Source organism: Colwellia sp. BRX10-1 (genome assembly GCF_014077545.1).
Classification (GTDB): domain Bacteria; phylum Pseudomonadota; class Gammaproteobacteria; order Enterobacterales; family Alteromonadaceae; genus Colwellia_A.
On record NZ_JACGWC010000011.1, the window covers coordinates 15,509 to 42,005 of the forward strand.

The following is a 26,497-nucleotide window of genomic DNA, read 5'->3' on the forward strand; positions in this document are numbered from 1 at the left end:
TGAAAAAGCAATTTATTAGCTTAACTATATTGCTCAAGCATAATACACTGTCAGGATATTTTACAACACTCTAGAGAAATAGGATAAAACTGGGCCCTAACGCCTACATCACCTTGTTTTAAAACTATATTTTTTTTACGGCTTAGTTATTGCATTGATTGTAAGCATCATGTACAAGATTTATCATATAATTTGGAAGTTAAGAATGACAATTTTCCGTTGTATTAAAAAACACACAACAAAGCTAATGATAATATCATCACTAGCTTTAGTTTCATTTAATAGCTTTGCTGTCTATACCCAAGTATCTGCATTAATTACAGGGGCTCAAGCAGGTCAAGAATGTAAGTATTATGACGCTAACGATTACTCTGGCTCTAAATGTTCAATTTTTGTAGGAACAGGTGCTAATAAGTACTATTTAGCTGACATTATTGGCAAATTTAATGTGGGTCGCAACTTTGAAACAAATTCAAGCGCTGTTGAAACTGATTGGAAATTTAAAAAACCAGCAGATCTGGTTTATACCACGTTTGATCAGATGACAGGAGACAAAAAAGAGGGTGCTTGGATTTATAATGACAACGTAAAAAAATTTCCTGATATACGCTTTTGGGTTGCAAAAACAGGTCAAAATTTTCGTTTGTTTTGGCAAATTGAAACTCCCACTGTCGACACAGGAATTTGTAACACTGGTAGTGTCAACCAAACCACTGATAACTTAAATTATGCCTGTATGAGCTTAGCTGCGTCGGTAACAAGCGGGCAATGGGTTACTCCTCCCAACCATGGCAAAGTTGGCAGTGACAACTTGTCACACATCACTTTTTTTGGTGATTTTTGTAATGCAAATGAGGATAACTGTGGCCCTGGCACTGTTAAAGTACCAGAGCCTGCTAGTTTAGCAATCTTAGCTCTAGGTTTATTAGGATTAGGTGCTCGTCGTAAGCAACGAATTAAAACAAAAATCTCTACTAATAACTAATTAACATTAGTTATTAAACCATTAGTACTAACTTGCCGATATTACCATTCTCCAACATACGTTGATGGGCTTTATCGGCATTTTGCCATTGGTAACAAGTATCAATAACTGGTAATAACTGCCCTGCGCAAAGTAACTTGCCAAAGTCTTCTTTAAAGTTAGCCACTAATTCAGCTTTATAATCATTGCTCCTGTTTCTTAAGGTTGAAGCTGTAATACTGACTCGCTTTGAAAGCATCTTGCCTATGTCAATTTTTTCGCAGTAGCGGCCTTGTAAAATAGACAGAATAACAATTTGACCATCAACTGCGGCGACATTTATGTTTCTCTGTAAGTAATCTCCGCCCACCACATCAATAATGACATTAAAGCCATCGGGAACGTTTGCTTTTTTCCATTGTTCAAAAGAATTTTGATGGTAGTTAATCGCAACATCTGCACCTAATTTTAAACACGCTTGGCATTTTTCTTCACTGCCAGCGGTCACAACAACAAAACAGTCTTTCGCTTTGGCAAGTGTAATAGCAGCACAGCCAACACCACTGGCACCAGCATGTATCAACACTGATTGTTTAGGTTGTAACTGAGCAATTGAGAATAGACTTTGGTAGGCCGTTAGAAACGTTTCTGCGCAAGCTGCACCTTGTTCAAAAGTAAAGGTAGCAGGCAGATAAAATAACTGGCTAGACTTTATAACAACATATTCTGCGTAACCACCGCCAGCAACCAAACCAAAAACTTTGTCATTAATTTTCCAGTTATTTACCGCCCTACCACAAGCAACAATTTCACCACAAACCTCCAGTCCTAAAATAGTAGACTCGCCTTTAGGGGCGGGGTAATTTCCTTGTCGCTGTAAAATATCGGCTCGGTTAACGCCAATAGCCTTTACACGAATTAAGCATTCATCTGCCGAAAACTCAGGTACGGGTGTTTCAGCAAAAGTTAACTGCTCATCGCTTGTTACGTTAATATATTTCAAGAAAACCTCTAAATTGTAAACGCTTGTTCGTTTTACGGGTAATTATCTACACAGTAGATTAGCTAATCGCGAAAAAGTTATGTTGTTGCCATTTAACTTGTTTTTTCTCCATACTTACCACTTCAGCTTCTGGTGGTCCGTACGCGAGCCATGCTAACATTTTATCTACGTCTTTTTCTTCACCGCAAATTAAAATTTCTACATCGCCATCATCCAAATTTTTTGCATAACCACTTAAACCATAATCAATAGCGACTTGTTGGCTAGACGCACGAAAATAAACCCCTTGTACTTTTCCGCTAACATGGGCGATATAACTAACATTCATACTTATTGTTCCTTAACGTAGACTGAAATAACTTAACGTGAAGATTGCACCCGAGCTTGGCATTGACTACACTCTGCGCAATTTCATTTACCAATTCATTAAGTATAGTCACATGTCAGCAAGAATTTATTTAAAAGTAAGCCGAGAGAAGTCTTTATTACGAAAACATCCTTGGATATTTTCTCAAGCGATTAATAAAATCAAGGGAAATCCGATGTTAGGCGATACCGTTGATGTCTTTGATCACAAGGAAAAATGGCTTGCTCGCGGTGCTTACTCGCCAGAATCACAGATTCGAGTTAGAGTTTGGAGCTTTAATGAAAATGAAGAAATTGACAGTGAATTTTTTCGTAAAAAATTAATAAGTGCTCAATCTAGACGTGAATGGTTTATCGAACAAGGCGGTTTAACCGGTTATCGTTTAATTGCTGGTGAATCTGACGGTTTACCCGGTATAACTATTGATAAATACGATAACTTAATTGTTTGCCAACTATTAAGTGCCGGTGCCGACTTTCAACGTTATACCTTAGTTGAAGTGATTAAAGAGCTCTATCCTCAATGTAGCATCTACGAACGCTCTGATGTTGACGTACGTAAAAAAGAAGGATTAGAGCCAATCACAGGTTGGTTAACAGAGCCACTTGAGTCAACCGCATGTGTGATTAAAGAGCATGGTTTATCGATTAATGTTGATATCGCAAAAGGCCATAAAACAGGTTTTTATTTAGATCAACGTGATTCTCGTGTGACTGCAGGTCGATATGCTAAAAATAAATCAGTCCTTAATTGTTTTTCTTATACCGGAACATTCGCCTTACATTGTGCAGCAAATGACGCTAAAGAAGTCATCAATGTTGATGTTTCTCAATCGGCACTCGACTTAGCCGAAGAAAATATTGCCCTTAATAACCTGCAAGACAAGAATGTTTCTTTTGTTAAAGCCGATGTATTTAAGTTACTCAGACAATATCGCGAAGAAAAACGTCAGTTTGATATGATAATTTTAGACCCACCTAAATTTGTTGAATCAAAAGCACAACTAACCGGTGCATGTCGTGGTTACAAAGACATTAATATGCTTGCTATGCAATTACTCAAGCCAAACGGTATATTACTGACCTTTTCTTGCTCTGGTTTAATGGAAGCAAGCCTATTTCAAAAAGTAGTTGCTGATGCCGCTCTTGATGCTCGTCGCGAGGTGCATTTTGTTGAGCGCTTGCAACAAGCTGGTGATCATCCAATATCGAGTAATTACCCTGAAGGTTATTATTTGAAAGGCTTAGTCTGCCAAGTAAGTTAGTTCACTTTTTGTGACTGTCTTAAAATAAAAAACGAGCACTTAGTGCTCGTTTTTTATTAGTTTGTTTATTGCCCAGTTAATACTCAGTCTTTAATCTATTTCGGCAATATTAATTCCAATTAAAAAGCACTCTTCACCCTCTTCGGTGACGCGTACTATTTTCCCTGAAACTTCCAACGGTTGAACATTGCTGCTCGCAGACCGCACACTAACTTTAACATGGGTATTAAGCTCTAAAGGATGCGTCATTTCAATCGCCATACCCGTCGCACTTAAGTCTCGACAAGTCGCTAATATTTGACTGTTCGCTTCATCGTCGATAATGGTCACGGTTACATCACTATTTAACATCATCCGATAGAAATCTCGTTTATCATCAAAGTTAACCATTACTACTCCATATTATTATTTAAATTTTTATTGTCTCTTTTATACCCATTGTAGTGTTTAGTGTCAAATTTCAAACTTGAATTGTTGATTAAATCGACTTAATCTGCTGAAATTTCTTTCAAATGATTTAAAATTCGCTTTGCAGAGACCGGATAAGCTGTCTTTAAATTTTGCGCAAATATCGAAACACGAAATTCTTCTATCATCCAGCGAACCGCTAAAATATCATCAACAATAGGCTTGCCTTTGCTCTGTTTGGCAAGCAACGCTAAATAAACATCATTTACTTTCGCAACCTCTAACATTTTCAATCGGTCTTGGTTGGGATCAACCGGCAGCTTTTCCATACGTCTTAACATCGCTTGTAAGTAACGCGCAATATCTTCTAATCGTTGATGACCAGAAGCGGTCACAAAACCTTTGAATACCAGTAAGCCAAGTTGTTCTTTAATGTCGGCTTGTGCTTGAATAACCTCTAAAGACATTCGACCCTTTAGTTTTTTCCCTATTTCATGGGTTAAGGTTAATACTTTTTCTACTTTTAACGCTGACACGAGCACACAGTCGGCAAGTTCAGCACGAACATGGTCTTTAGCTTTTTCAAAATCATTCTGGTTACGTGGTATGTCGCCATGCTCTTTCACCAAGTGCTGGCAAGCAGCGAGTATACAATCGTCTAATAAATCAGGTATTGAACCAAAAGGGTTAAAATATAGACTTAACTTAGCTTTATTAGGCAATTTTTGTTGTAGATATTTAACTGGAGAAGGTATATTTAATAAAATTAAACGACTCACACCATTAACCATCGCTTGCTCAGCAAGACTTTCTTGTTCAAATAATTCTATAGCAACCGTTTTATTTTTATCAACTAAGGCTGGAAAAGCTTTTATGGTGATATTAGCAATATTTTTTTCATAGCCTTTGGGAATGTTGTTGAAATCCCAGCTAGTAATTTGTTCACGTTCTATTCCTTTATCAGCCACTTTCTTAATTGATGCTTTTACTTTTCCTTGCAAAGAGGCTTTTAACTGTTCAAGCTTCCGGCTTTGATTAATAAGCACTCCTTTTTCGTCAATCACCTTAAAATTCATCGTTAGGTGAATGGGCAATTCAACATCTTGCCAAATATCTTCGGGTAAACGCACCCCCGTCATTCTTAATAAATGTTTTTCAACAGCGGCAACTAACTTACCGTCCTCCTCACTAATCGCTGACAAACAAGCTTCTGCGTAGTTAGGAGCCGGCACAAAATTTCGTCGTGAAGATTTAGGTAAGCCTTTGATCAAGGCAATAATAAGCTCTAGTCGCAACGCTGGAATTAACCAATCAAAATCACGATTTTCAATTTGATTCAAAATACCTACGGGAATATGTAAGCTTATTCCATCATCTATATCGCCAGGGGTAAAATGATAACTTAACGGCAAGGTCAAATTACCTTGATGCCAAACATCAGGATAATCGTTGGCCGATAATACTTTAGCCGTTTCGTTTAATAAAAAGGCTTCGGTAAAATTAAGTAACTGTGCATTTTTTTGTTTAGACTTTTTCCACCACGACAAAAAGCTACGTTGGCAAATAATGGTTTCTGGCAACTTTTCATCATAGAACTCAACTAAACGTTCTTCATCGACTAAAAAGTCTTTGCGGCGAGCTTTTTGCTCTAACTTCTCAATGCTCGCAACTAGTTGGTGATTTTGCTGATAGAATTTTTCATTAAGGGTGCTATCACCATTGACTAATGCTTCACGAATAAATATCTCACGGCAGGTATGCGGTTCAATATGATTGAAGCTGATCTTTCTTTTTGCAACTATGGTCAGGCCATATAGCATCACTTGTTCAAAAGCCATTACCGCACCTTGCTTTTTCTCCCAGTGCGGTTCGCTATAATTGCGCTTAATAAGATGTTCAGCTAAAGGCTCTATCCATTGTGGGTCTATCTTTGCGACCATACGGGCAAACAAACGGCTGGTTTCAACCAATTCAGTTGCCATTATCCACTTAGGTGATTTCTTTGCGACACCCGACCCCGGAAATATGAAGAATCGGCTATTGCGTGCACCTTTATATTCTCTGTTTTCGTCAAGTTGCCCTAAATGACTGAGTAAACCTGACAAAATAGCTTGGTGAATAATATTGTTATTATTACTTTCTACTGGCTCAGTTTTTTTACTTACATCGGTATTATTAGCATCTAACGATGGTGGAGTATATTCAACTCCGCTCATTGGAATGTTTAAATCGCGCAGTGTATGTTTAAGCTGACTAAAGATGTCTTGCCATTCACGAATACGCATATAAGCTAAAAACTCTTTTTTACACATATTTCGAAATTGGTTATTAGTCAGCGCTTTTTGTTGCTGTTGAATGTAGTGCCACAAATTAAGCAAGCTGATAAAGTCAGATTCTTTGTCTTTAAAGCGATTATGTTTTTCATCTGCCGCTTGCTGTTTTTCATGGGGACGTTCACGCGGATCTTGAATACTTACCGCACTAACAATAATAAAAATTTGCTCAATACAGCCTAAATCAATAGCAGACAGAATCATTTTTGATAAACGTGGATCGGTGGGGAATTTTGCTAACATCCGTCCCGCTTTGGTTAATACCACTTTGTTTTGCTGTTTTTCTATCGCCGCTAATTCTTCAAGTAATGAAACACCGTCATTAATATTACGACTGTCCGGTGGCTGAACAAAAGGAAAGTCACTGATTTCGCCGAGATCAAGCGCCAGCATTTGTAAAATAACTGTCGCTAAATTAGTACGCAATATTTCAGGATCAGTAAATTCAGGGCGACCAAGAAAGTCCTCTTCACTGTATAAACGTAAACATACACCCGCTGAAACACGACCACAACGCCCTGCTCTTTGATTAGCACTGGCTTGAGAAATAGCTTCTATAGGCAAACGCTGTACTTTAGTGCGGTAACTGTAACGAGAAATACGCGCGGTACCCGGGTCAATAACATATTTGATACCTGGTACGGTTAAGCTGGTTTCTGCAACGTTAGTGGCGAGCACAATATTACGGCCACTGTGTGGTTTAAAAATTCTATTTTGTTCTTGTACCGTTAACCGTGAATATAAAGGCAACACTTGGGTGTGTCGTAAATTTGCTCTTTCTAAGGCTAATGCGGCGTCTCGTATTTCGCGCTCGCCATTAAGAAAAATAAGAATATCGCCTTGGCTGATATGACCAAGTTCGTCAACGGCTTGCAAAATACCACTAATGATATCGTTACTACTTACTTCTTCTGTTTCATCATTATTGTCGCCATTAAGCGGACGATAGAGGATTTCAACAGGGAATGTTCGCCCCGAGACTTCAATAATAGGCGCGGGTTTGCCGTCTGCTGAAGCAAAATGCTGTGAAAATCTTTCTGGGTCGATGGTTGCCGAAGTAATAATGATTTTTAAATCAGGACGTTTAGGTAATATTTCGCGTAAATACCCCAATAAAAAGTCTATATTTAAACTACGCTCATGTGCTTCATCAATAATAATCGTATCGTATTTTCGCAGTAAACGGTCATGTTGCATTTCTGCCAATAAAATACCGTCGGTCATTAATTTTATATAGCTATTTTCACTCACTAAGTCATTAAAACGGACTTTATAACCAACCGCGTCGCCTAATGTTGTCGATAATTCATCAGCAATACGTGTAGCAACTGTTCGCGCCGCAATACGACGTGGCTGAGTATGACCAATCATGCCGTCGATACCGCGACCTAAAGCAAGACATATTTTTGGAATTTGAGTCGTTTTGCCCGAGCCTGTTTCACCCGCAATAATAATCACTTGGTTTTCAGTTATCGCTTTAGCAATAACGTCAGAATTTTGTGATACCGGCAAATCTTCTGGATAGGTGATTTTTGGAACATTCTGAATTTTACGCTGCTTTTTTTCGATTGACTCATCAATATGGGCAGAAATTTGACTGAGTGATTTTTGCTTTTTGTCACTATCAGTGATTTTCTTACTCGACATTAAGCGCTTTTTCAAACGAAACTGATCAGATTTAAAACACAATCCAAGGCGGCTAAAAAGCTTATCAATGTTAATAACTTGGCTGCGCTGAGATTCAGAAGAGGTAGTAATAGATTTTTCAGAAGACAAGGTTGACCCAAACAAAATAGCAAAAAATAATTTTACCAGCTTTATTAAGTCTGTACCACTTCAATCAAGTGGTACAAATAGACAGTGTGAAATTAACTCAGCTGACTAAGGTTTAAATGTACTTCGAGTATATTGATCAATACCGTATAGAACATCATTACGACATATAGTACCCAGTAAAATACCATCTTCGTCTACCACTGGATAAACTTTAGGTTTATTCTGTAACATGCTTTGCGCAAGTTCTATGACACTGTCAGAGGGTTTAACTGATAATACTTCTTTGCGCATCAATGCGGCAACATCACTCACATGTTCATTATGATAAATCGTCTGTAGCATTGTTGCTAAAACATCACTTTCAGAGAGAAAACCAATAACACGATTATTACCATCGATCACTGGACCACCAATTTGCTTTGTTTTTAAAAAGCGCAACGCCGCCTCTTCAACCACCATTTCTGAAGTAAAAGTAACTGGATAGTGGTTCATATAGTCTTTTACTTGGATACTCAACATAGTTATTACCTCACTAAAATCAAAAATAAAATGCCCAACCAATAAAAATAACTGTAGACGCTTTTATTTAATAAATCATGAATTTAGTGAAAATAATTTTTTATTTTTAATAAACATAGCTTGATTAAAGTAAAGACAGTAAAACGGGATCCGGAGAATTTTTTATGGTGTTTGTTAAAGCATGATAGGAAAGCGAAAATTGTTTTCGTAAATGTGATTTTAAATGAGGTTTTACCGCGTTAGGTCTTATCGCTTTAAGCAAACAAAATAGCGCTAAAGCATGCACTGTTTCATTTTCTGGCAATGCCGACTGACGGTTTGCATTAGGATTATTACACGAGCCACAGCCGCCTCTAAATTGATAAGCTGTGTTACTAAATATAATACCAAAGCCCATAAAACAAGCGATAACATCAACGGCTTGAGGAATAAACTCTTTGCCACCTGGTGGTAAACTAGCTTGTTGAACAATCAGGATATTCGCAAGGTTTTGTACAATCGATGAAATAAGATCTTGTGGTTGATTAACTTGATTTTCGCCATATGAAAGCATGATCGGCTGTTGTTGGAGCTTCGCTGTATCCTCTTCACTTAATTTAGCAAAGGGCGTATTGTCACCACGACAATGGTCAACCATATTAAACGGTGGAATGGTTATTTGCTGAGTACCCGCAAAAAACTGCTCTGGTGTGATCAATATAATGGGCCACTGCTGCATACCAGCATAGGTGGTTGTTTGTTTAAAAATACTCAGTGCCATTTCATGAACACTAGTTACACTACCTTGATAAAATTGATTATTAGGTAATACAAGCTGACTATTGTTTTTAAACTCTGCAACATCAAAATGTGTAAGCGCCCAAGAAAAAGTATCGAGGATCCATTGATGACTATCTTGATCAATGGCATCACTTACATCAATTTTACTCGCCGGTTTTATAATATTTAATAGTTTAGCTAGCATAACCAATAATTACTCTGTAAGTTGCGGTTCATCAGTTGTTTGAACAGCCGCTTCTTTTCCTTCTAAAAGTGCTCGTTCAGCTTTTGAAACATAACGGGGCTTGTTGCTGGTATGTAATTTAGCATTGGCTTTTTTCTGCTTACTTTTTAATGCGGCATTTATTTTTTTCTTACGATTCATTTTATTTTTCTATATTTAAATTTATAAAGCGTTATTTAAACGCACAGACCCTATCATTAAAATAGGCATTTATTACTTAAGTAATGGATGGTCTTCGGGTAATTGCTTTGCTATCCACATTGCTAATCGGTGTTTCATACTAAGCAAGTCTTCACCATCAGCAGGCGAAGCTTGAATAAGTTTGTCGTTAACCAATAGACGGTACAAGCTTTCAACCTTGTCTTTTGAAGCATTGGTGGCAGAAAAACCATTATAACCTCGGTTCATCGCATATTTTTCGCCAACTTCAATCGCTTTTTTTAATAAAGCGGTTTCATTCTTTAACTTTTTAGGTTTTTTCATTGGGCTTCTTTTATTGTGGCTTCACATCAAAGTAAAAGGCATTTAATTTACTGCCATCAAGGTCGATTCGTTATTTATAGCTTGAAAGTAACACTTTGGTAAACTGCTCGGTAGTAATTTCTTTTCCATGTTGAGTGATTAATCCCTCAAGATGAGTAATATCAGCCTCTAACGACGACATAGTCAGTGTATTGTCATCTAATAAATAAAGTTGCTTTAGGCTAGCATAATAAAATTTCAAAATAATTAAGGCATTTTCATCACCATTAACACTCGCTTGTTTAATTTTTTTCAAACGACGATAAATAATATTTTGCGTTTGTTTAAGTTGCCAAACATAATAAATTTCATTAAAAAAGGGGGTGTTTTTTAATTGTCTTAGTATCCCTGCACACGTTAACAATGCCAGAATAACGCCTAAAAAGTTATAACGAAAATTACTGGTTTGCTGACCCGACTCTATCGCCGTATTCATACTCGCTTGAGCCATGGTATCAAGCGCTAAAGGCTCAGCAAATACCGCAATCAATATACCACCAAAAGCAATGGCTAATATTGCGAAGGTAACAATAAAACCAACAATCACTTGATTAAGCTTACTGCGATAAGCTTTTTTATCTATGTCTTTTAACGTCATGGTACAACTTATTAATGGGTTACTAAAATTAAAACGTTATTCTAACGTAATTTCTTTCAGTAAACCCTATTCTCTAGCTTTATTTTTTATAGAGGTCGACACCTGAATAGCGTGTTGTTTTTGTCGTGACTCCTTGTCGCCAAACATTCGCTAAGGTAGCTATACTCAGTTTTTTCTTAGCCCGAGTAATAGCGGTATACATTAATTCCCTAGAAAGTAATTTATTATCAGTTTGTTCCGGTAATACCATCACAACATGCTCGAACTCACTGCCTTGAGTTTTATGAATGGTCATCGCATAAACGGTTTCATGCTGAGGTAAACGCGCCGGATTCACCCACTTATATTCATTGTCTGCTTGCTCAAAAACAGCCATTAAATGGCCCGACTCATTTTTCCACAATAAACCAATATCGCCGTTGTATAAACCTAGTGAATAATTATTAACATTGATCATAATAGGTTGCCCGCAATAGCGAGTATCAAAAGCATTAATATCACCACGTTTAATCAGTATATTTTGTACTTGTTCGTTTAACGACTCAACCCCCTGCTCACCAACACGTGTTGCGCATAAGATACGAAATTTTTGTAATTGTTTAAAGGCAGCAGACACTGTTTTTTGCGCGAAAATGGGCACGTAATACTCACTAACGAATGCTGCTAACCAAGAACTAGTTTTACCTTCGAGTAAGCATAAGGTATTCCCAGACTGAGGCACGTCTTGGTGATTATTATCTATAACTGGTTTTTCTGTTAATAATTGCCAACTTTCGCTAAAGCGACCATTAATAACATGGCTCGCTATTTTTCCGATCCCACCTTCACCATCAAAACGTCTACTTTTGTCAAGAAACACCACGTGATCTGCGGCTAGGGTCAACCCTGATGATTTTGGCGACTTTTTCCACTGAGGTAAGTTTGCACATTGGCTGACTTGGCTTAAATATTGATGATTCTCGGGGCTGTAGCCACGATGAGGCTTAGGTGCTAAATCGTTAAGTACGCTACCAGCAGCAACGGACGGCAGTTGATCAGCGTCGCCTAAAAGTATGATTTGGCAATGGCTAGGTAAAGCTCTAAAAACTCTTACCATTAACGCCAAATCGACCATTGACACTTCGTCAATTAACAGCACATCAATATTCAGTAAATTGTCTTGGTGATGGCGAAAGTTAACACTGTTAGGAATAACACCTAAGAGTCGATGCAGCGTTTGTGCCTCTTGCGGTATTTTTGATAAAACCGCTGCGCTTATTTGTCCTGTAAATCCTTGCAAAGCATTAGTGACTGATTCAGATAAACGCTGAGCCGCCTTACCCGTTGGCGCTACCAAGGCTATCTTTAAGTCTGCATTGGGCTTTTCATTTGAGCTTGAGTTTAACATCACCAAAGCTGCTAACAACTTAGTCACCGTATAGGTTTTACCTGTGCCTGGCCCGCCAGCGATAATACTGAATTTTTTATTAATGGCATTGGCGACCGCAACCATTTGCCAATCTATTTCATCGTTATCATCTGCTGACTGTTGCTGTGGAAAGAGTGTTGCTAAGCAGCTTTTAATATCAACGACGTTAAATGTTTGTACATTTAAATCCTTGGCTTGAGCACTTTTTGCTGAAATAAAAGTCAGTAACTCTTGCTCAAAATGGTAATAACGACGTAAATACAGGTTATTTTCATAAAAAACAATCGCGTGGTTATCATCAGCCATAATAGACAAGTGTTCACATAAACTGACTAATTGTGGTTGCTCGGCAAAGGTAAAGCCGTTATGAGTAACAATACCTTGTTTATCACAGCTATACCCAAAGCGCGTACTCGCGATAGTGGCTAACGGTAAACAGCTATGGCCTGCCCTAAGGCTTTCACTGAGGGCAAGCAGTAAGTGAAAAAGTTGTTGGTTATCATTATTATTATGCTTATCGCGATTAACTAAGCTTTGTTGAATTTCTTTTGCAAAAAAGTAATCAACCGCTTCAATATTATTAAGCTGCTGTTGAGCATGGTTAAACTGCTTATATAACACTGCCATATGCTTATTCAACTCCTAAAAACAATTGATCAAGCGCGGCAAGTTCGTGCGCCTCGATTTTTCGATAGTAGACACCACAATTAATGTGTTCAACTTGGTCGGTCATACCGCGTAAATATAAATAATAAGTACCACCAAAGTGCTGTTCTACATCGTAATTATCTAAGCTGTGACTTAAATAACGGTGTAAGGCTAACGCATAAATCAGGTATTGTAAGTCATAATGATTTTTTTCAATATTCTCTTTCATTGCTTGCTGATTATAGTCACTAAAATCATTACCTAAGTGGCTGGACTTATAATCACAGATATAATATTTATTATTATGCTCAAAAATCAAATCAATAAAACCGTGCATCATACCTTTTAACTGCTGGTATGCCGGTAAGCGAACAATTGATTGCTGTGTTGATTGACTGTGCGTATTACGATGTTTTGACAATATCTGCGTTAATTTATCAGTACTCGCTGAGCACATTGGATAATAAAACTCACTTTCTCGCAGTGTTTTTGTTTGCTTCAAGTCAGCTAAGCTAAAGGGCTCGCTATTATCAATATCTAATGCGTTATCACCCAATGGCGAATTAATCATTTGCGCTAACCAACTCTGCAGATCTTCAGCTTGATAACCCGCGGTTAGTTCTCCATACTTTTGCAAGGGCCAATGCATAGCTTCTTGCCAGTCGGGGGCATTAAAATCGGTATGTTCTAAAATATCATGCAATAAATTACCCGTATGAGCCCCTTTTGCTAAATTAAAGCGTAATAAACTACTCGCTTGCATTGCACTAGACTGAAGGTCAGTCATGCTATTTTTTTCGAGTGGGTTATCACGATCAGGCGAAGAGACACCGCCGTGACGTAAATTTCGACTTAAGGCTGAAAATGAACTTAGCCACCAATCGCGTTCTATTTTACCGTTAAATTGAGCAACTTGGCCGGTTTTATCACTAACTTCAGCTAATGGCGCTTGTTGAGCAATAAGCTCACTGGCGTTTTCTAATGATGACAGGGTCACTAAACTGATGTTGTTAGGTTCATCATTAACAAGCTGGCGTAAGTTTTCTTCTATATCTTGCTGACTTTGCCACTTCAATGCCCTGCCCAATGGCGAATGCTCGGCTTTATCAAAAGCGGTTGTTAAGATATAACAACGTTTTTCTGCTCGGGTTACCGCAACATATAATAGCCGAATGGCTTCAGCGTAAGCCTCATTGGCCATTGACTCCTTAGCATGGTCAGAGCCATCTAAACTTAATTTGAGCTGATGGTTTTCATCATGATACTCAATAAAGGTCACCGAGCTTGCACCGAACTTAAGTGGGTCTTTATGACGGGTGGCAAAAGGAACAAACACCACCGGATATTCTAAACCTTTTGAGCCATGCTGGGTAATAATGCGTATTAAATTATCATCACTTTCTAGACGTAATTCGGCTTCAATTTCAGGATCGTCAACCCGACTTTGTTGTTCAAGCCAATAAAGTAATTCTTGTGGTTGACGGTGGCGTTGACTGGCTGTTTGCAGTATTTCAAATAAATGCAATAAATTGGTTAAAATGCGATCTTGGTTTTCATCGGCGATACAAAAATGATCATGCATTAATTTTAATGCCATCGAAATAAAACCTTTATACAACCATTCATTACGTAGTTGCTCAAAATCAAATTTTAATGCTTGCCAAGCAAGTTCATTTTCTTGTAATTCACGATATTTTTCAGGGTGATAGTCGAGTAAATCACAGGCAATGGCAGCACTAAAGTAGCGTTCATTTTCAACAAACAAGATCCCTTTTAGCAGCTGTATCAATTGCTCTGTTTGCTCACTTTTCATTAAGTTAGCGCGATTACTCATAAAGACTGACGCTAAATTAGCCTGTTCTAATGCTTGTTTTATATCACGTGCTTCAGCGCCATCACGCACTAAAATAGCAATATCTTTTGAGCTTAATTTATCGTTATTTTCGTTTGTAGGCGCGGCAAGTAAATTGATAATTTCATTGGCACACCAAGTGGCCATCACTGGCCGAAAACTTTGAGCAACCGATTTTTTTGCTTCTTCATCAACAAAATGCACAAATTGTAAGGCGTTATCGGTAACTGTTTTATATTTAATAAGTGCTGGCGGTGAAGCTTTTACCGGAATATAGGGAATATCGTAACCAAACACCCGACTATTCCCTTGAGTAACATCAACTTTATCAGTGATCGCTTCGCCGTAAAATAAGCGGTTATAGCCAGCGATCATCGCTGGTGTTGACCGCCAATTAGTATCCATTAACCACTGTTGGTCACAATCTTTTCGGGCAGATAAATATGCAAAAACATCGCCCCCTCGAAAACCATAAATCGCTTGCTTGGGGTCGCCTATCATGTATAAAGCGGCCGTACTTTGGTGATAATATATGGCTTCTAGTATCGAGAATTGTAAGGGATCGGTATCTTGGAATTCATCAACTAACGCCACCGGATATTGTTCAAATAGGGTTTGTGCTAGGACTTGTGCGTTACTGCTTTTCGCTTGTAAGCAATTGGCCAAGGTTGAAATAAGATCGTCAAAACTTAAAATATTGGTGGTGCTTTTTTGTTCTGTGATATTGGCGCGTATTTGATAAATACCTTCGCGGACAATGACCAGTGCCTTGGCTTTTTCAATTTTTTTAGCCAGGGATTTCAATTCAGCTTTAACCATTTTTACGGGTTCAAATACCGCTAACAGTTCAATTTTACCCACCGAGCGCGCGTAACGCTTGCCATCAATAAAACCATCTGGCATTTTTTCATCAGCAACACGCAGATCTTCAGCAAGTCGATGTAACCATTGTATTAATGAGTCAAGCTCTTGTTGACGTTTTTCACGTTCACTGCCTTTTTTAACATCAATAAGGTACTGAGTCAGCAGTGGTAGATTGTTCTCGAGGTTATAGACCGCTTGCTGTACTAATTCGGTAAATAACTGCTCTATTGCAGTAACATTGACGACATCAAGCGCATTATGTTTACTAATAGCTTTAGAAAATTGGCTGAGAAAGTTTAACGGATTTGGCCAAAACTGCATCACTTGCTTAAAGTGTTCAGGACTATCTTTTGCCAATACTCGATACCAATCTTGGCAAGCTTGTAGCACTAAATCTTGGCAATTAGTTTCCATTTGCGCGTTAAAGGCGACACCACTAGCAAAGGCATGTTGGCTTAACACCCGTTTACAAAAGCCATGTATGGTTAATATTGCCGCTTCATCTAAATATAACAATGCTTGTCGCAAACGTATCTTTGCCGACTTTTCATCAATGTGCTGACTTATCGCGCTAAAGAACTCATCGCTGACAATTAACTCGTCCCAATGGTTAAGCGCTTGGCGAATAAAACTATCGATACGGCCACGTAGCTCTTCGGTCGCATCTTTGGTAAAGGTCATAACCAGTATTTGTTCAACAGGCAATTGCTTTTCGAGTAATAGCCGTAAATACAAGCGGGTGATATTAAAGGTTTTACCGGTACCGGCACTGGCTTCAATTAAGTGCTTACCCTGCAACGGGATCTGGTGAGCAATAAGATTATTCATCTTCATTTTATTTGCTCCTGAGCTTGCCACATCGGTTGATAAAGTGCGGTGAATGTTGATTGGTACTCGGAAAATTCAGGACATTGCTGCCAGAAATAATGCATATAAGGGTCTTGTCCTAGGGGTTTTACCACGCTAAGCATACTGCCACTGTCAGACCATAGTTTTTCAAAACTACTTTGCGCAAAGGCTTTAGCTTTAAAGAATTTTTCAATCAATTCAGTATTAAGTAATAAAGCTTGCTGTTGCCCTTTAAGATAGGTATCAACAATAAAAGCGAGTTGTGCCTGGGCATTGTCTATTTTACTAAAACGGTACTGTGTTGGTTTTTGATTTTTAGTATCAAAATAAAAACCTTTAGTGACATTCACCTGCGCAAGCATATTTTGCTCTTCGGTTAAATGAGCCGCATTTAAGTTCGAGGTATTTGCTTGCCAGCACTGCATAATAATTTGATGTAGATAAAGGCCAAACAAGTCTTTGCCTTTTGCCGAAGAGCTGCGATAAAACATTAAGCTGTCCGCTTGCACCGGGAAATTAGCACTGAGGGTAAAATGACTGTTATCGGTAAGTACCACATCAAGCTCGGTATTGATAAACGTTATCGGTAAGCTGTCGTTGGTTAATTGGCTTTGACTTTGAATGAATTCACTAAAGGTTTCACTGTCATCACGCCAGCGCTCTAGACTATCATGGGTACTGGGTAAATCAGGAAAAACGCCGCTCACCCCTGCCGCACTTACCGCAGAAGAAATCTCATCTTCGCTGCTACCCACGAGATAAAGCGCTAACAGCTGTTGACGTAACAAATAACTCTGCAAGAAGTTTTCACTGAATGGTTCAGTATCATCAAGTTGTGTTTCGTGGCTTTCAAAGAACAACTGCAAGTGTCGTTGAGCAAAGGCTTTTGCCGGATGCTGAAAAAAGCGGATCAGTTCATTAATATCGACAACTTTAGGATCATCATCAGCAATGATCGAAAGTGGTAACAATAAAGCATCGCTTTGTTGGATTTTTTTAGCTGATTTAAGTTTCAACCAATTAGGGTCAAAGCTTTTAAATTTGCCTAAATAGTTATGCTCACTGAATGCTTGCATGGGTAATTGTTTAATATCTGAAGATCGATCACCATTACCATTTTCGTCATTGACAGCCTCAGCATTATGTAACTGCCAGCCATAGCCTGCTTCTAAATATTCCATCAATTCTTTCAGGACAACCGATGGCTGCTTTTCATTATTATTGCGAATATTACGGCCTTGATAGCTTAAATATAATGACTGTCGCGCCGATATAATGGCTTCTAAAAACAAGTATCTGTCGTCACCACGGCGCGATCTGTCACCCAATTCGCTTTTACTACTCGCCATAAGATCAAAACCTAGCGGTTGGCGTTGTCGAGGAAATTCGCCATCGTTCAAGCCTAAAATAGCAATCACTTTAAAGGGAATACTGCGCATCGGTAACATCGAGCAAAAGGTTATCTGCCCAACCATAAATTGCCGACCAGGATCGGGCTGACTAAAATGATTTGTCAGAAAGTCACGTACCACACTCAAACTGATATTGGGCTGATAATTGGCATGTTGACAGTATTCGGCCAAAGAGCCGATCGCTTGGTCAATAACGTTAAAGGCCATTTCGTCGGTTACTTCAAAAAGACTATTTAACATCGTTAATAAAAATTGTTGCCACTGATTGGCTGATTTATCTTGGCCAAGTTGTTGGGAAAAATGCTGTAATTGCTCGATAATCAACATTAACTTACCCAGTAAAATGGCATCGTTGCCCTCGACATTTGGTAAATATAGTTGTTCATCTACATATATTGAACGGTCAGAAAAAGCAAAGCCACGCATTAATCGTGACAAACCTTGTTGCCAGGTAAAAGCATTATTAACTTCGAGGCTATGTAAGACCTGTTGCTTATGTTGCTGGTCAACGCCCCAATGCACACAAGCTTGTTCAAGCCAAGCAGACATTTTGTCTAGCTCTTCAAGACTGATTGAAAATTTATTTTGCATGGCAGGTAAACGTAACATGCCAATGATTTGGGAAACTTGAAAACGACTATCGGGTAAACTCAGTAATTGGGTAAAAGCGGCAACAACGGGCTCTGCATCTTTGCTTACCCGGTCGGCAATAGAACAAGGTAATGGCGGGATTTTATCCGCTAAGTCTTGCCAGCCTCGTGCAAATACAGCACTAACATAAGGGGCATATTGTTCAACTTGTGGGCACATCACTAATACATCTTTAGGGGTTAAGGTTTTATCATCATTAAACTGATGCAGTAACCAGTCGTGCAAGCCTTGTACTTCACGTAATGCGCTGTGTGCGCTGGAAAAAACAATCGAGTTGTCTTGTTGGTTTTTGGCGGTGCTTCTTTGATCAGTTAACGTTAAAATGTCTTGTTGAACTTGCTGCAAAACCGATATATTTTCTGCTCCATCACTTTGTTCAACCGCATCAAAAACTTCAATATTTACCGTTGAATAATCGTTAAGCAAGGCCATAAACTCGCGGCCCTGCTGACCTAAATTAGCTAACAAAGGGTTACCAACATTTACGGTAATATCATCGTGCCCGACGACCCATTTTGAGAGTAGATTAATCGCTTGTTTTTCTGATTGTATATCGCCCCAATAATCAAAACAGGGATTAAGATGGAAAAAATGTACATCAAGATGTTCACTTATCGCTTCAATAAACGATAACCACATTGGCGCCATCGCATTGATACCAAAAAAAGATAAGCGCGGTGGCAATAAGTGCTTTTTGCTAACAATATTTTCAATGGCTTTATTGACTAACTCAAGCGGGTTATAACTTTGCTCTTGCGTTAACAATTGCCATAATTTTGCTTGCCATTTTTCAACGGCTAACGCTTGTTCTTTATTAACAAAACTTTGGCTGCTCTTACCTTGATGCCAATCATTAATCCACTGAGGCCTAAAAATCAAATATTGCTCATATAAATCAGCTAATTGACAAGCAAGTTGATAGCGTTTCAAGGTTTGCTGTTCGGTAAATACTCTTGGGTTGTCTTGCTTTATTTTTTCAGATTCGCCAACAGATCTATTGGCTAAGTCATCTTCATCAGTAGCGGCCCCTAACCAGTATTGGCTTGCACTGGAAAAATCAGGGTCTTGTATAACAACTGCACTAGCGAGTAACTGATCTATTCGCCATGAAAGTACTTCACGAGAGAATGGCGATTGATCGGGAACATCTTCATCACTTGCCATGCTTCTGACCAGTTTCCATAAAAACTGTGACGGCAAGGCATAACTGATATTCATGCTGATGCCGCGTTGTTGGGCTAACGACATATTAAGCCAATGCTGCATACCGGCATTTTGCACAACAATCATTTCTTGGCTGAAAATAGGAAGTGGTGAAACCTGTTGGATTTTATCGAGAAGTGCTAATAAATTTTCCATTTTATTAGCAGGATAAAGATAGAACAATATGAAGGCCTTAGGTGCAATATTTTCTGCCTAAATTTAAGCATAACAATACCAATAAAGCTATAAAAATCAGCTAAGTTATTGTGGTGAAACGGCTAGTTTTATTGAATAAAGTCTAGATGTCTTTGAAAATATTCACCTAAAAAAGGCACCGAATATTTTTCACCTAATATTGCATAATAGATAGCCATCAACCAGATAATAAATACAAAAACACTGGCTGCCCAGCCAATAAGAGGAATAAAGGACAAAAGCGTAAAAGTTAATACTAGGCCTAAAGATTGTTTTAAATGAAAAGTAGAAAAACTTGACCGATTACCACTATATAGCAGTATCGCAATACACCAACCAATAACGGTAAAGTAACTGATCACCGCGGCAAACTTTGCCATGTCAAAATTCGATTTACTCGGTATATGAAAATGTCCCATAGCCAAAGACTCAAATGAAGTCATAAATTAAGGTTAGTTGAAAAATTTTCTTTCGACAAACATATAAACGAGTAACTTTTATTAGTTTGTTTTAAATAAACACTTTTCATAAAAATAATTCATGCTTTTCTCATCATTATTGACCCTAATCAACAAAGACTTACCCCAAGTTGTGACATGCTAATTCATTGTACCGCCTTAGAGAGACACTTTGCTGACAAAGTTAAGTATCTTTAATGACTACCACTTACACAAACAGGATATTGGAAATCGCTAATGGACATAGATTTTGATGAAATCACCTATTTAAAAAATCCAGGTTCTCTTTTACTAAAAGCCGATTATATACAGTTTTTAATGACATTGACCGGGCCTACAGTAATTGATATTACCGGCAGTGATCAAGATAAATGTCGGGTATTTACCACACTATTACATGGCAATGAACCTTCTGGGTTAATTGCCATGCATCGTTGGTTAACGGCTAATGAGCAACTACCTGTGCCAACAACCAATGTCCGCTTTATTATTTGCTCGGTTGAGGCCGCTAATATTTCGCCGTTATTTAGTCGTCGTTATCTTGATGGCGGTAAAGATATTAATCGCTGTTTTTCTGGTGATAAAATTCCAGATTGTGGCTTTTGTCAACGAGCTTTACTGATAGAGAAAGCCATAAAAGAGGTTAATCCAGAACTTCTTGTTGACTTGCATAATTGTGCAGGGTCTGGACCTGCGTTTGCTATAGCACCGATGATAACGCCTGAGGTGTTATCAATAACGTCTTATTTTTGCCAGACCCTTATATTATCAGGCTTACAATTGGGAACATTAATGGAACGAAAGTTTGATTGCCCAATGATCACGGTAAAATGTGGCGGTAGCAAGGACGAACAGTCTCATCATGTTGCTTACCAAGGTTTAAAGCAGCTGACCTTAAATAAACAAGCTAAAACCTTCCAACAAAATAGAGCGGTTGATATTATTTATCGACCATTACGTTTAGAGTTAAAACCACACACCCCTTTAACTTATGGTGATCACGATGAAGGCTTTAGTGGTGTTTGTATAAAATCAAATATTGAACAACTTAACTATGGTATTTCTCGAAAAGATCAAATGTTAGGCTGGGTTGATGACAAAGGACTTGATAATTTTGTTCTCATTGACGAGCATGGAAATAATGTGATTGATGATCATTTTAGCTGTCGTAAAAACATTTTAACCTGTGCCGTTGATTTACGCATTTTTATGGCAACTGAAAATAAAAACATCGCTTTAAATGATTGCTTATTTTACGTGATAAAAGTTTAGTCAACGGCCCAAAGAGTAAAAGATAACGTTTATTATGAGCTGGATAATAATAACAGTGCCCTAGTAAATAGGGCTAAATAGCTCCAAAAATGATAATGCTCTTTTTAACAAGGATTAACTTAGTGCTAACCAAACCCCTACCCCGGCCATAAGTGTTCCTGCTATTCGATTCATAAGTTTGACGTTATCTCCCTTCGAGAGGAAAATTCTCAGCGTTTTACCACCACTTGCATATAACATCATACAAGTAAACTCTGAAACCATAATCACAGCAACTAAAACCATTAACTGAGGAGTTATTGCCAATTGAGTATTAATAAACGGTGGTAGGAGTGAAACCATAAATGCCCACCCTTTAGGATTTGAAATAGCGGTAAACAAGCCTTGATTAAATAAGGTAAGTCGCCCTATATTCGCAGGCTCTTGGGCACTGCTTAGCGACATTCGCCCCTTTGACAACCACATTTGTACACCAACATAAACCAAATAGGCTCCGCCGATATATTTTACTACAGCAAAGACATCGGGATATTTAAGCATTACTGAAGCAACACCAACAACCGCTGCAATAGCCACTGCAGCAACGCCAATGAGTTCTCCTAGCATCATCCACAAGGTTCTTTTTACACCAATACTCATGCCGAGTGTTAGGGCTAATGTCATACACATTCCAGGGGTAATACTAACAAAGAAGAATGTTGGTATGAATATAACTAAAGTGGTGTAATCAATCATCAGGGTAACTATCTAAGTAAAATTTGGCGTAGCTTATCAGAAGATATAATTGAACTAAAAGCGACTCGACTGAAAATCGATAAAAAAACTTGTTTGTTCTTTATCATTATTCGCTGATTTTTTTTCTACTGTTAACCATAACCGCCAAACCATATTATCTTCAGAGCAGCTACCTAACATTGTTTCTGCAACAAAATAATTTTTCTCTGTGGTGATGTCCTCAGTAAAAAACAAGGGAATTTTACCCATAAACATTGTTTTTCCTTCCATGTAGCCAACGACACTATACGAATCTTCAGCGGAAAAGTTATCCTTAAGCAAATGATCTTTTTTAAGTTCAACCCGTATATCAAAAGGGTGTTCTGTTAGCACTTTCCCAACATTAAACTTAACTAACATCCTGCCAAAAATGGTTTTAACTTCACAGATGCTTTGCGAAGTTAAACACTGAAATGGCAAACTCACTTGTTGAGATTTTTCTTGGGCGTCACAGCTGACAATGCTGACTAAAAAAAAAGCAATAAATAGCCTTTTGTAATTAAAATTATTAATAGGACAGTCTCTCTTTGGTGCTTTATGTACATTAATCGTACTAAGCTTTTAAATATTATTGATCTACAACAAAATTACTGCATATTCTAATGACTTTTCGATGCAAAATTATTACTATATACGGGAGATTTTTTATCGCTAAATGAAATTTATATTTTCAATTGTAACTTATCATTGGCGCTTAGTTTTTTTAATCATAAAAAATCGTTTTACGTTAACAATTATAACTGCGGAAACCATAACATGTCTCAAAGTAATGCGTCATCAGTAGACTACAATTTTGATGTTGTACGTCAATTTACTGTTATGACAGTAATATGGGGAATTGTCGGTACCCTCGTTGGTGTTCTAATTGCAGCTCAATTAATTTGGCCTGCGTTGAATTTCGAAACACCTTGGTTGACCTACTCCCGTCTTCGTCCACTTCACACTAATGCAGTTATTTTTGCATTTGGTACAAGTGCCTTATTTGCTACCTCTTATTATGTGGTTCAAAGAACCTGTAAAACAACATTATTTGGCGGCAAACTTGCTTCATTTACCTTTTGGGGCTGGCAAGCAGTTATTGTGCTCGCTGTTATCACGCTTCCTATGGGCTACACATCAAGTAAAGAATATGCTGAATTAGAATGGCCCGTTGACATTTTAATTGCCATTGTATGGATAAGTTACGCCATCGTTTTCTTTGGGACACTCGTTAAACGTAAAACCTCGCATATTTATGTTGCTAACTGGTTCTTTGGTGGCTTTATACTAACTGTTGCGGTATTACACATTGGTAATTCAATGGTAATTCCTGTTTCTATGATGAAGTCTTACTCTATCTACTCAGGTGCTATCGATGCGATGATGCAGTGGTGGTATGGACATAATGCTGTTGGCTTCCTATTAACCGCTGGTTTCCTAGGTATGATGTATTACTTCGTACCCAAACAAGCTGAACGTCCAGTTTATTCTTATCGTTTATCTATTGTGCATTTTTGGGCATTAGTTTCTTTATACATTTGGGCTGGCCCACATCACTTGCATTACACTGCACTGCCAGATTGGGCTCAGTCTGTTGGTATGGTAATGTCTATCGTGTTATTCCTACCTTCTTGGGGTGGTATGATTAACGGTATTATGACGCTTTCTGGCGCATGGCATAAACTTCGCCATGACCCGATTCTTCGCTTCTTAATTGTTTCATTGTCTTTCTACGGTATGTCTACCTTTGAAGGTCCTATGATGGCAATTAAATCTGTAAATGCACTTTCTCATTACACTGACTGGACCATTGGTCATGTGCATTCTGGTGCTTTAGGCTGGGTTGCTATGGTGTCAATTGGTGCTATGTACCATTTAATTCCAGTGCTATTTAATCAAGGTCGCATGTACAGTATTAAGTTGATCAATGTGCATTTCTGGTTACACACAACAGGTATTGTTTTATATATAGTTGCTATGTGGATTTCAGGTGTCATGCAAGGGTTAATGTGGAGAGCGGTTAACACCGATGGTACGCTAACTTACAGCTTTGTTGAAAGTTTAACGGCATCATACCCATTCTACTTTATCCGTTTCGTTGGTGGTGTATTAGTTGTTGCTGGTTTCTTATTGATGGCTTACAACATGTTCAAAACTATCTATGCTGAAGACGAAAGTCTTAAGCCCGTTGCCATAGATTAGGAGGCTGACGATGAAAAATAAACATGAAAAATTTGAAACAAATGTTGGTTTGTTTGCTATTTTCACTATTCTCGCGATAAGTATTGGCGGCTTAGTTGAAATAACACCGTTGTTTTTTCAAAAAGCAACGACAACACCTGTTGACAACCTCAGACCTTACACCGCTTTAGAAATGGAAGGTCGTGATATTTATATCCGTGAAGGTTGTAATGTATGTCATAGCCAAATGATACGTCCTTTTCGCGCTGAAACTGAGCGATACGGGCACTATTCAGTCGCTGGTGAAGGCGTATGGGAACATCCATTCTTGTGGGGTTCTAAACGTACAGGTCCTGACTTAGCTCGTGTTGGTGGTCGTTATAGTGACGATTGGCATCGTGCGCATTTACTTGACCCTCGTTCAGTGGTTCCAGAGTCGAATATGCCTTCGTTTAGCTGGTTAGCTGAAAACAAGTTAGATGGCGAATTAACCGAGAAGAAATTAGCTACTTTTAATTTCTTAACGCGCAATCGCAGCCATAAAGATGAACAAGGTAATCGTATCCCGTTATATTCAGCTGCAGATTTAGCCGGTGCTAAAGACGCGGTTAAAGATAAAACGGAAATGGAAGCTCTTATTGCTTATTTGCAATCTCTCGGTCATGCGTTGAAATAATGATGATGGATTATGGCACCCTCAGAGGGTTAATAGCTTTATTAATATTGGCACTATTTATTATTATTGTGGTTTGGTCTTATTCTAAAAAGCGTAAAAGCGCTTTTGATGAAGCTGCAAACTCTATCTTCGAAGAAGATAAAGAAAAGACTGAGCTTAATGACGTGAATGGCAAACAGGAGACTAATAAAAATGTCTAGCTTCTGGAATATATGGGTTTGGGTTTTAACCCTAGGAACTTTAGTCGGTTGTTTTTTACTACTTCGCTATTGTTTAAAGAACTTTGCAGGTGTTCCTGAAGGTGAGTCAATGGGACACACCTTCGATGGCATCGAAGAATTGAATAATCCACTGCCGCAATGGTGGAGTACATTCTTCTTATTAACTATCATTTGGGCTTTTGGTTATTTAGCACTCTATGGTTTAGGTAATTGGACTGGATTTATTGGTTGGAAAAGTTCTAACCAAGGAATTTTGAATCTTGCTGAATCTAAAGCGCAGATAATAGCCGCAAAAGAAAATGGTTATTTAGTACAGTATGACCGTGAAATTGAAGCCGCCGATTTAAAATATGGTCCAATTTTTGATGCCTATGCTGCACGCACCATTGAAGACTTAGCCACTGATGAAGAAGCGTTAAAAGTAGGTCAACGCCTATATTTACAAAATTGTTCTCAGTGTCATGGTTCAAATGCAAGTGGTACTACCGGTTTCCCTAACCTAACCGATAAAGACTGGTTATACGGCGGAGACCCACAATCGATTAAGCATACACTTCTATATGGTCGTAATGCTAACGGTATGATCGCTTGGGGCTCAGCATTAGGTGATCAAGGCGTTAAAGATGTTGCCGCCTATGTACTGAGTTTTAGTGGTCGTGAAGTTGACGTTGCCAGTGCTGCTGCCGGTAAAGAAAAGTTCGCTCTGTGCGCAAGTTGCCATGGTGCTGACGGTAAAGGTAGTTTAGCTATGGGTATTCCTTTAGGAGCGCCTAACTTAACTGACAACATCTGGTTGTATGGCGGCTCTCCACGTGCCGTTGAGTCATCTATTAAAAATGGTCGAGCTGGTGTAATGCCCGCATGGAAAGATATTTTAGGTGAACAAAAAATACATCTTGTTAGTGCATATGTGTATAGTTTATCGCAAAAATAACTGCGTTTAATTAGTCTCAATATATCAGCCTTGCGGTATTATTACCGCAAGGTTTTTTTATATCTTCCAAGCCAAGAATAGTGAGTAAATTGTTGGTTTTTTAATAGTTCCCAATAGAAAAAAGTCGTATAATATGCGCACTTTCACCGACTGAATTTTTAAT

22 protein-coding genes are annotated in these 26,497 nt (G+C 38.3%); 7 read left to right on the plus strand and 15 right to left on the minus strand.

The features are described 5' to 3' along the window. Positions 1–154: 154 nt before the first annotated feature. The gene (locus H4J75_RS10760; RefSeq protein ID WP_182222125.1) at positions 155–985 is read left to right on the plus strand and encodes a PEP-CTERM sorting domain-containing protein; all 831 of its coding nucleotides are present in this window, start codon (positions 155–157) and stop codon (positions 983–985) included. A gap of 13 nt (positions 986–998) precedes the next feature. Here H4J75_RS10760 and H4J75_RS10765 read toward each other — a convergent pair whose 3' ends face one another. Together H4J75_RS10765 and H4J75_RS10770 are read right to left on the minus strand one after the other, a co-directional pair. Next, a complete protein-coding gene (locus H4J75_RS10765; RefSeq protein WP_182222126.1) occupies positions 999–1,967 on the minus strand; it encodes an NAD(P)H-quinone oxidoreductase in 969 nt (322 codons plus the stop codon). Between the two features lie 58 nt (positions 1,968–2,025). Further along, entirely contained in the window at positions 2,026–2,295 is a 270-nt protein-coding gene (locus tag H4J75_RS10770) for an acylphosphatase (RefSeq protein ID WP_070376726.1), read from the minus strand. 112 nt (positions 2,296–2,407) lie between these two features. Here H4J75_RS10770 and H4J75_RS10775 point away from each other — a divergent pair, with 112 nt between their 5' ends. Beyond that, positions 2,408–3,598, plus strand: a complete 1,191-nt coding sequence (locus H4J75_RS10775; RefSeq protein WP_070376725.1) for a class I SAM-dependent methyltransferase — start codon at positions 2,408–2,410, stop codon at positions 3,596–3,598. Positions 3,599–3,688: 90 nt separating this feature from the next. Here the strand turns inward: H4J75_RS10775 and H4J75_RS10780 are convergent, their stop codons facing one another. From H4J75_RS10780 to H4J75_RS10830, 11 genes are all read right to left on the minus strand, one after another. After that, positions 3,689–3,988 (minus strand): PilZ domain-containing protein, encoded by a 300-nt coding sequence (locus H4J75_RS10780; RefSeq protein ID WP_070376724.1) that lies wholly within the window; start codon positions 3,986–3,988, stop codon positions 3,689–3,691. 98 nt (positions 3,989–4,086) lie between these two features. After that, positions 4,087–7,986 carry an ATP-dependent RNA helicase HrpA gene (gene hrpA / locus H4J75_RS10785; RefSeq protein ID WP_404842716.1) on the minus strand — a complete coding sequence of 1,300 codons (3,900 nt, stop codon included), beginning with the start codon at positions 7,984–7,986 and terminating at the stop codon, positions 4,087–4,089. Between the two features lie 234 nt (positions 7,987–8,220). After that, positions 8,221–8,634, minus strand: coding sequence for a CBS domain-containing protein (locus H4J75_RS10790; protein ID WP_070376723.1), 414 nt, complete (start codon positions 8,632–8,634; stop codon positions 8,221–8,223). Positions 8,635–8,758: 124 nt separating this feature from the next. Further along, positions 8,759–9,598, minus strand: a complete 840-nt coding sequence (locus tag H4J75_RS10795; RefSeq protein ID WP_083278094.1) for a hypothetical protein — start codon at positions 9,596–9,598, stop codon at positions 8,759–8,761. Between the two features lie 9 nt (positions 9,599–9,607). Next, on the minus strand, positions 9,608–9,778 hold the full coding sequence (locus H4J75_RS10800) for a DUF2986 domain-containing protein (RefSeq protein ID WP_070376722.1): 171 nt from the start codon (positions 9,776–9,778) through the stop codon (positions 9,608–9,610). Between the two features lie 72 nt (positions 9,779–9,850). Next, positions 9,851–10,120, minus strand: a complete 270-nt coding sequence (locus H4J75_RS10805) for a DUF5062 family protein (protein ID WP_070376721.1) — start codon at positions 10,118–10,120, stop codon at positions 9,851–9,853. Between the two features lie 70 nt (positions 10,121–10,190). Then, the gene (locus H4J75_RS10810; RefSeq protein ID WP_182222127.1) at positions 10,191–10,757 is read right to left on the minus strand and encodes a DUF3087 family protein; all 567 of its coding nucleotides are present in this window, start codon (positions 10,755–10,757) and stop codon (positions 10,191–10,193) included. Positions 10,758–10,836: 79 nt separating this feature from the next. After that, positions 10,837–12,792 (minus strand): exodeoxyribonuclease V subunit alpha, encoded by a 1,956-nt coding sequence (gene recD, locus H4J75_RS10815; protein WP_182222128.1) that lies wholly within the window; start codon positions 12,790–12,792, stop codon positions 10,837–10,839. A gap of 4 nt (positions 12,793–12,796) precedes the next feature. Beyond that, positions 12,797–16,363 carry an exodeoxyribonuclease V subunit beta gene (recB, locus tag H4J75_RS10820; protein WP_182222129.1) on the minus strand — a complete coding sequence of 1,189 codons (3,567 nt, stop codon included), beginning with the start codon at positions 16,361–16,363 and terminating at the stop codon, positions 12,797–12,799. Then, complete coding sequence (gene recC, locus H4J75_RS10825) at positions 16,360–19,827, minus strand: exodeoxyribonuclease V subunit gamma (RefSeq protein ID WP_259366436.1); 3,468 nt, start codon at positions 19,825–19,827, stop codon at positions 16,360–16,362. The genes recB and recC overlap by 4 nt, the downstream gene beginning before the upstream one ends. A 101-nt stretch (positions 19,828–19,928) precedes the next feature. After that, positions 19,929–20,282 carry a hypothetical protein gene (locus H4J75_RS10830; protein ID WP_182222131.1) on the minus strand — a complete coding sequence of 118 codons (354 nt, stop codon included), beginning with the start codon at positions 20,280–20,282 and terminating at the stop codon, positions 19,929–19,931. Positions 20,283–20,534: 252 nt separating this feature from the next. On the opposite strand from H4J75_RS10830, the gene H4J75_RS10835 reads away from it, so the two are divergent. Continuing rightward, positions 20,535–21,569 carry a succinylglutamate desuccinylase/aspartoacylase family protein gene (locus H4J75_RS10835; RefSeq protein ID WP_182222132.1) on the plus strand — a complete coding sequence of 345 codons (1,035 nt, stop codon included), beginning with the start codon at positions 20,535–20,537 and terminating at the stop codon, positions 21,567–21,569. Positions 21,570–21,683: 114 nt separating this feature from the next. Here H4J75_RS10835 and H4J75_RS10840 read toward each other — a convergent pair whose 3' ends face one another. Together H4J75_RS10840 and H4J75_RS10845 are read right to left on the minus strand one after the other, a co-directional pair. Then, positions 21,684–22,304: a LysE family translocator gene (locus H4J75_RS10840; RefSeq protein ID WP_182214373.1), complete on the minus strand. Its 621-nt coding sequence runs from the start codon at positions 22,302–22,304 to the stop codon at positions 21,684–21,686. 54 nt (positions 22,305–22,358) lie between these two features. Continuing rightward, positions 22,359–22,703, minus strand: coding sequence for a hypothetical protein (locus tag H4J75_RS10845; protein ID WP_182222133.1), 345 nt, complete (start codon positions 22,701–22,703; stop codon positions 22,359–22,361). 396 nt (positions 22,704–23,099) lie between these two features. On the opposite strand from H4J75_RS10845, the gene ccoN reads away from it, so the two are divergent. From ccoN to ccoP, 4 genes are read left to right on the plus strand one after another with little or no spacing between them, the layout of a single operon-like run. Beyond that, positions 23,100–24,524, plus strand: coding sequence for a cytochrome-c oxidase, cbb3-type subunit I (gene ccoN / locus H4J75_RS10850; RefSeq protein ID WP_182214369.1), 1,425 nt, complete (start codon positions 23,100–23,102; stop codon positions 24,522–24,524). Between the two features lie 10 nt (positions 24,525–24,534). Continuing rightward, positions 24,535–25,179 carry a cytochrome-c oxidase, cbb3-type subunit II gene (gene ccoO, locus H4J75_RS10855; RefSeq protein WP_070376712.1) on the plus strand — a complete coding sequence of 215 codons (645 nt, stop codon included), beginning with the start codon at positions 24,535–24,537 and terminating at the stop codon, positions 25,177–25,179. A 5-nt stretch (positions 25,180–25,184) separates the two neighbouring features. Next, positions 25,185–25,379: a CcoQ/FixQ family Cbb3-type cytochrome c oxidase assembly chaperone gene (locus H4J75_RS10860; protein WP_070377255.1), complete on the plus strand. Its 195-nt coding sequence runs from the start codon at positions 25,185–25,187 to the stop codon at positions 25,377–25,379. Continuing rightward, positions 25,372–26,334 carry a cytochrome-c oxidase, cbb3-type subunit III gene (gene ccoP, locus H4J75_RS10865; protein ID WP_182222134.1) on the plus strand — a complete coding sequence of 321 codons (963 nt, stop codon included), beginning with the start codon at positions 25,372–25,374 and terminating at the stop codon, positions 26,332–26,334. Before H4J75_RS10860 ends, ccoP begins: the two co-directional genes overlap by 8 nt. The last annotated feature ends 163 nt before the right edge of the window (positions 26,335–26,497 follow it).

Coding starts and splice junctions, on each gene's coding strand:
- H4J75_RS10770 (WP_070376726.1), bottom strand. CDS start 2,295: ATGAATGTTAGTTATATCGCCCATGTTAGCGGAAAAGTACAAGGGGTT.
- H4J75_RS10775 (WP_070376725.1), top strand. CDS start 2,408: ATGTCAGCAAGAATTTATTTAAAAGTAAGCCGAGAGAAGTCTTTATTA.
- H4J75_RS10780 (WP_070376724.1), bottom strand. CDS start 3,988: ATGGTTAACTTTGATGATAAACGAGATTTCTATCGGATGATGTTAAAT.
- hrpA (WP_404842716.1), bottom strand. CDS start 7,986: ATGTCGAGTAAGAAAATCACTGATAGTGACAAAAAGCAAAAATCACTC.
- H4J75_RS10790 (WP_070376723.1), bottom strand. CDS start 8,634: ATGTTGAGTATCCAAGTAAAAGACTATATGAACCACTATCCAGTTACT.
- H4J75_RS10795 (WP_083278094.1), bottom strand. CDS start 9,598: ATGCTAGCTAAACTATTAAATATTATAAAACCGGCGAGTAAAATTGAT.
- H4J75_RS10800 (WP_070376722.1), bottom strand. CDS start 9,778: ATGAATCGTAAGAAAAAAATAAATGCCGCATTAAAAAGTAAGCAGAAA.
- H4J75_RS10805 (WP_070376721.1), bottom strand. CDS start 10,120: ATGAAAAAACCTAAAAAGTTAAAGAATGAAACCGCTTTATTAAAAAAA.
- H4J75_RS10810 (WP_182222127.1), bottom strand. CDS start 10,757: ATGACGTTAAAAGACATAGATAAAAAAGCTTATCGCAGTAAGCTTAAT.
- recD (WP_182222128.1), bottom strand. CDS start 12,792: ATGGCAGTGTTATATAAGCAGTTTAACCATGCTCAACAGCAGCTTAAT.
- recB (WP_182222129.1), bottom strand. CDS start 16,363: ATGAAGATGAATAATCTTATTGCTCACCAGATCCCGTTGCAGGGTAAG.
- H4J75_RS10830 (WP_182222131.1), bottom strand. CDS start 20,282: ATGACTTCATTTGAGTCTTTGGCTATGGGACATTTTCATATACCGAGT.
- H4J75_RS10835 (WP_182222132.1), top strand. CDS start 20,535: ATGGACATAGATTTTGATGAAATCACCTATTTAAAAAATCCAGGTTCT.
- H4J75_RS10840 (WP_182214373.1), bottom strand. CDS start 22,304: ATGATTGATTACACCACTTTAGTTATATTCATACCAACATTCTTCTTT.
- H4J75_RS10845 (WP_182222133.1), bottom strand. CDS start 22,703: ATGTTAGTTAAGTTTAATGTTGGGAAAGTGCTAACAGAACACCCTTTT.
- ccoN (WP_182214369.1), top strand. CDS start 23,100: ATGTCTCAAAGTAATGCGTCATCAGTAGACTACAATTTTGATGTTGTA.
- ccoO (WP_070376712.1), top strand. CDS start 24,535: ATGAAAAATAAACATGAAAAATTTGAAACAAATGTTGGTTTGTTTGCT.
- H4J75_RS10860 (WP_070377255.1), top strand. CDS start 25,185: ATGGATTATGGCACCCTCAGAGGGTTAATAGCTTTATTAATATTGGCA.
- ccoP (WP_182222134.1), top strand. CDS start 25,372: ATGTCTAGCTTCTGGAATATATGGGTTTGGGTTTTAACCCTAGGAACT.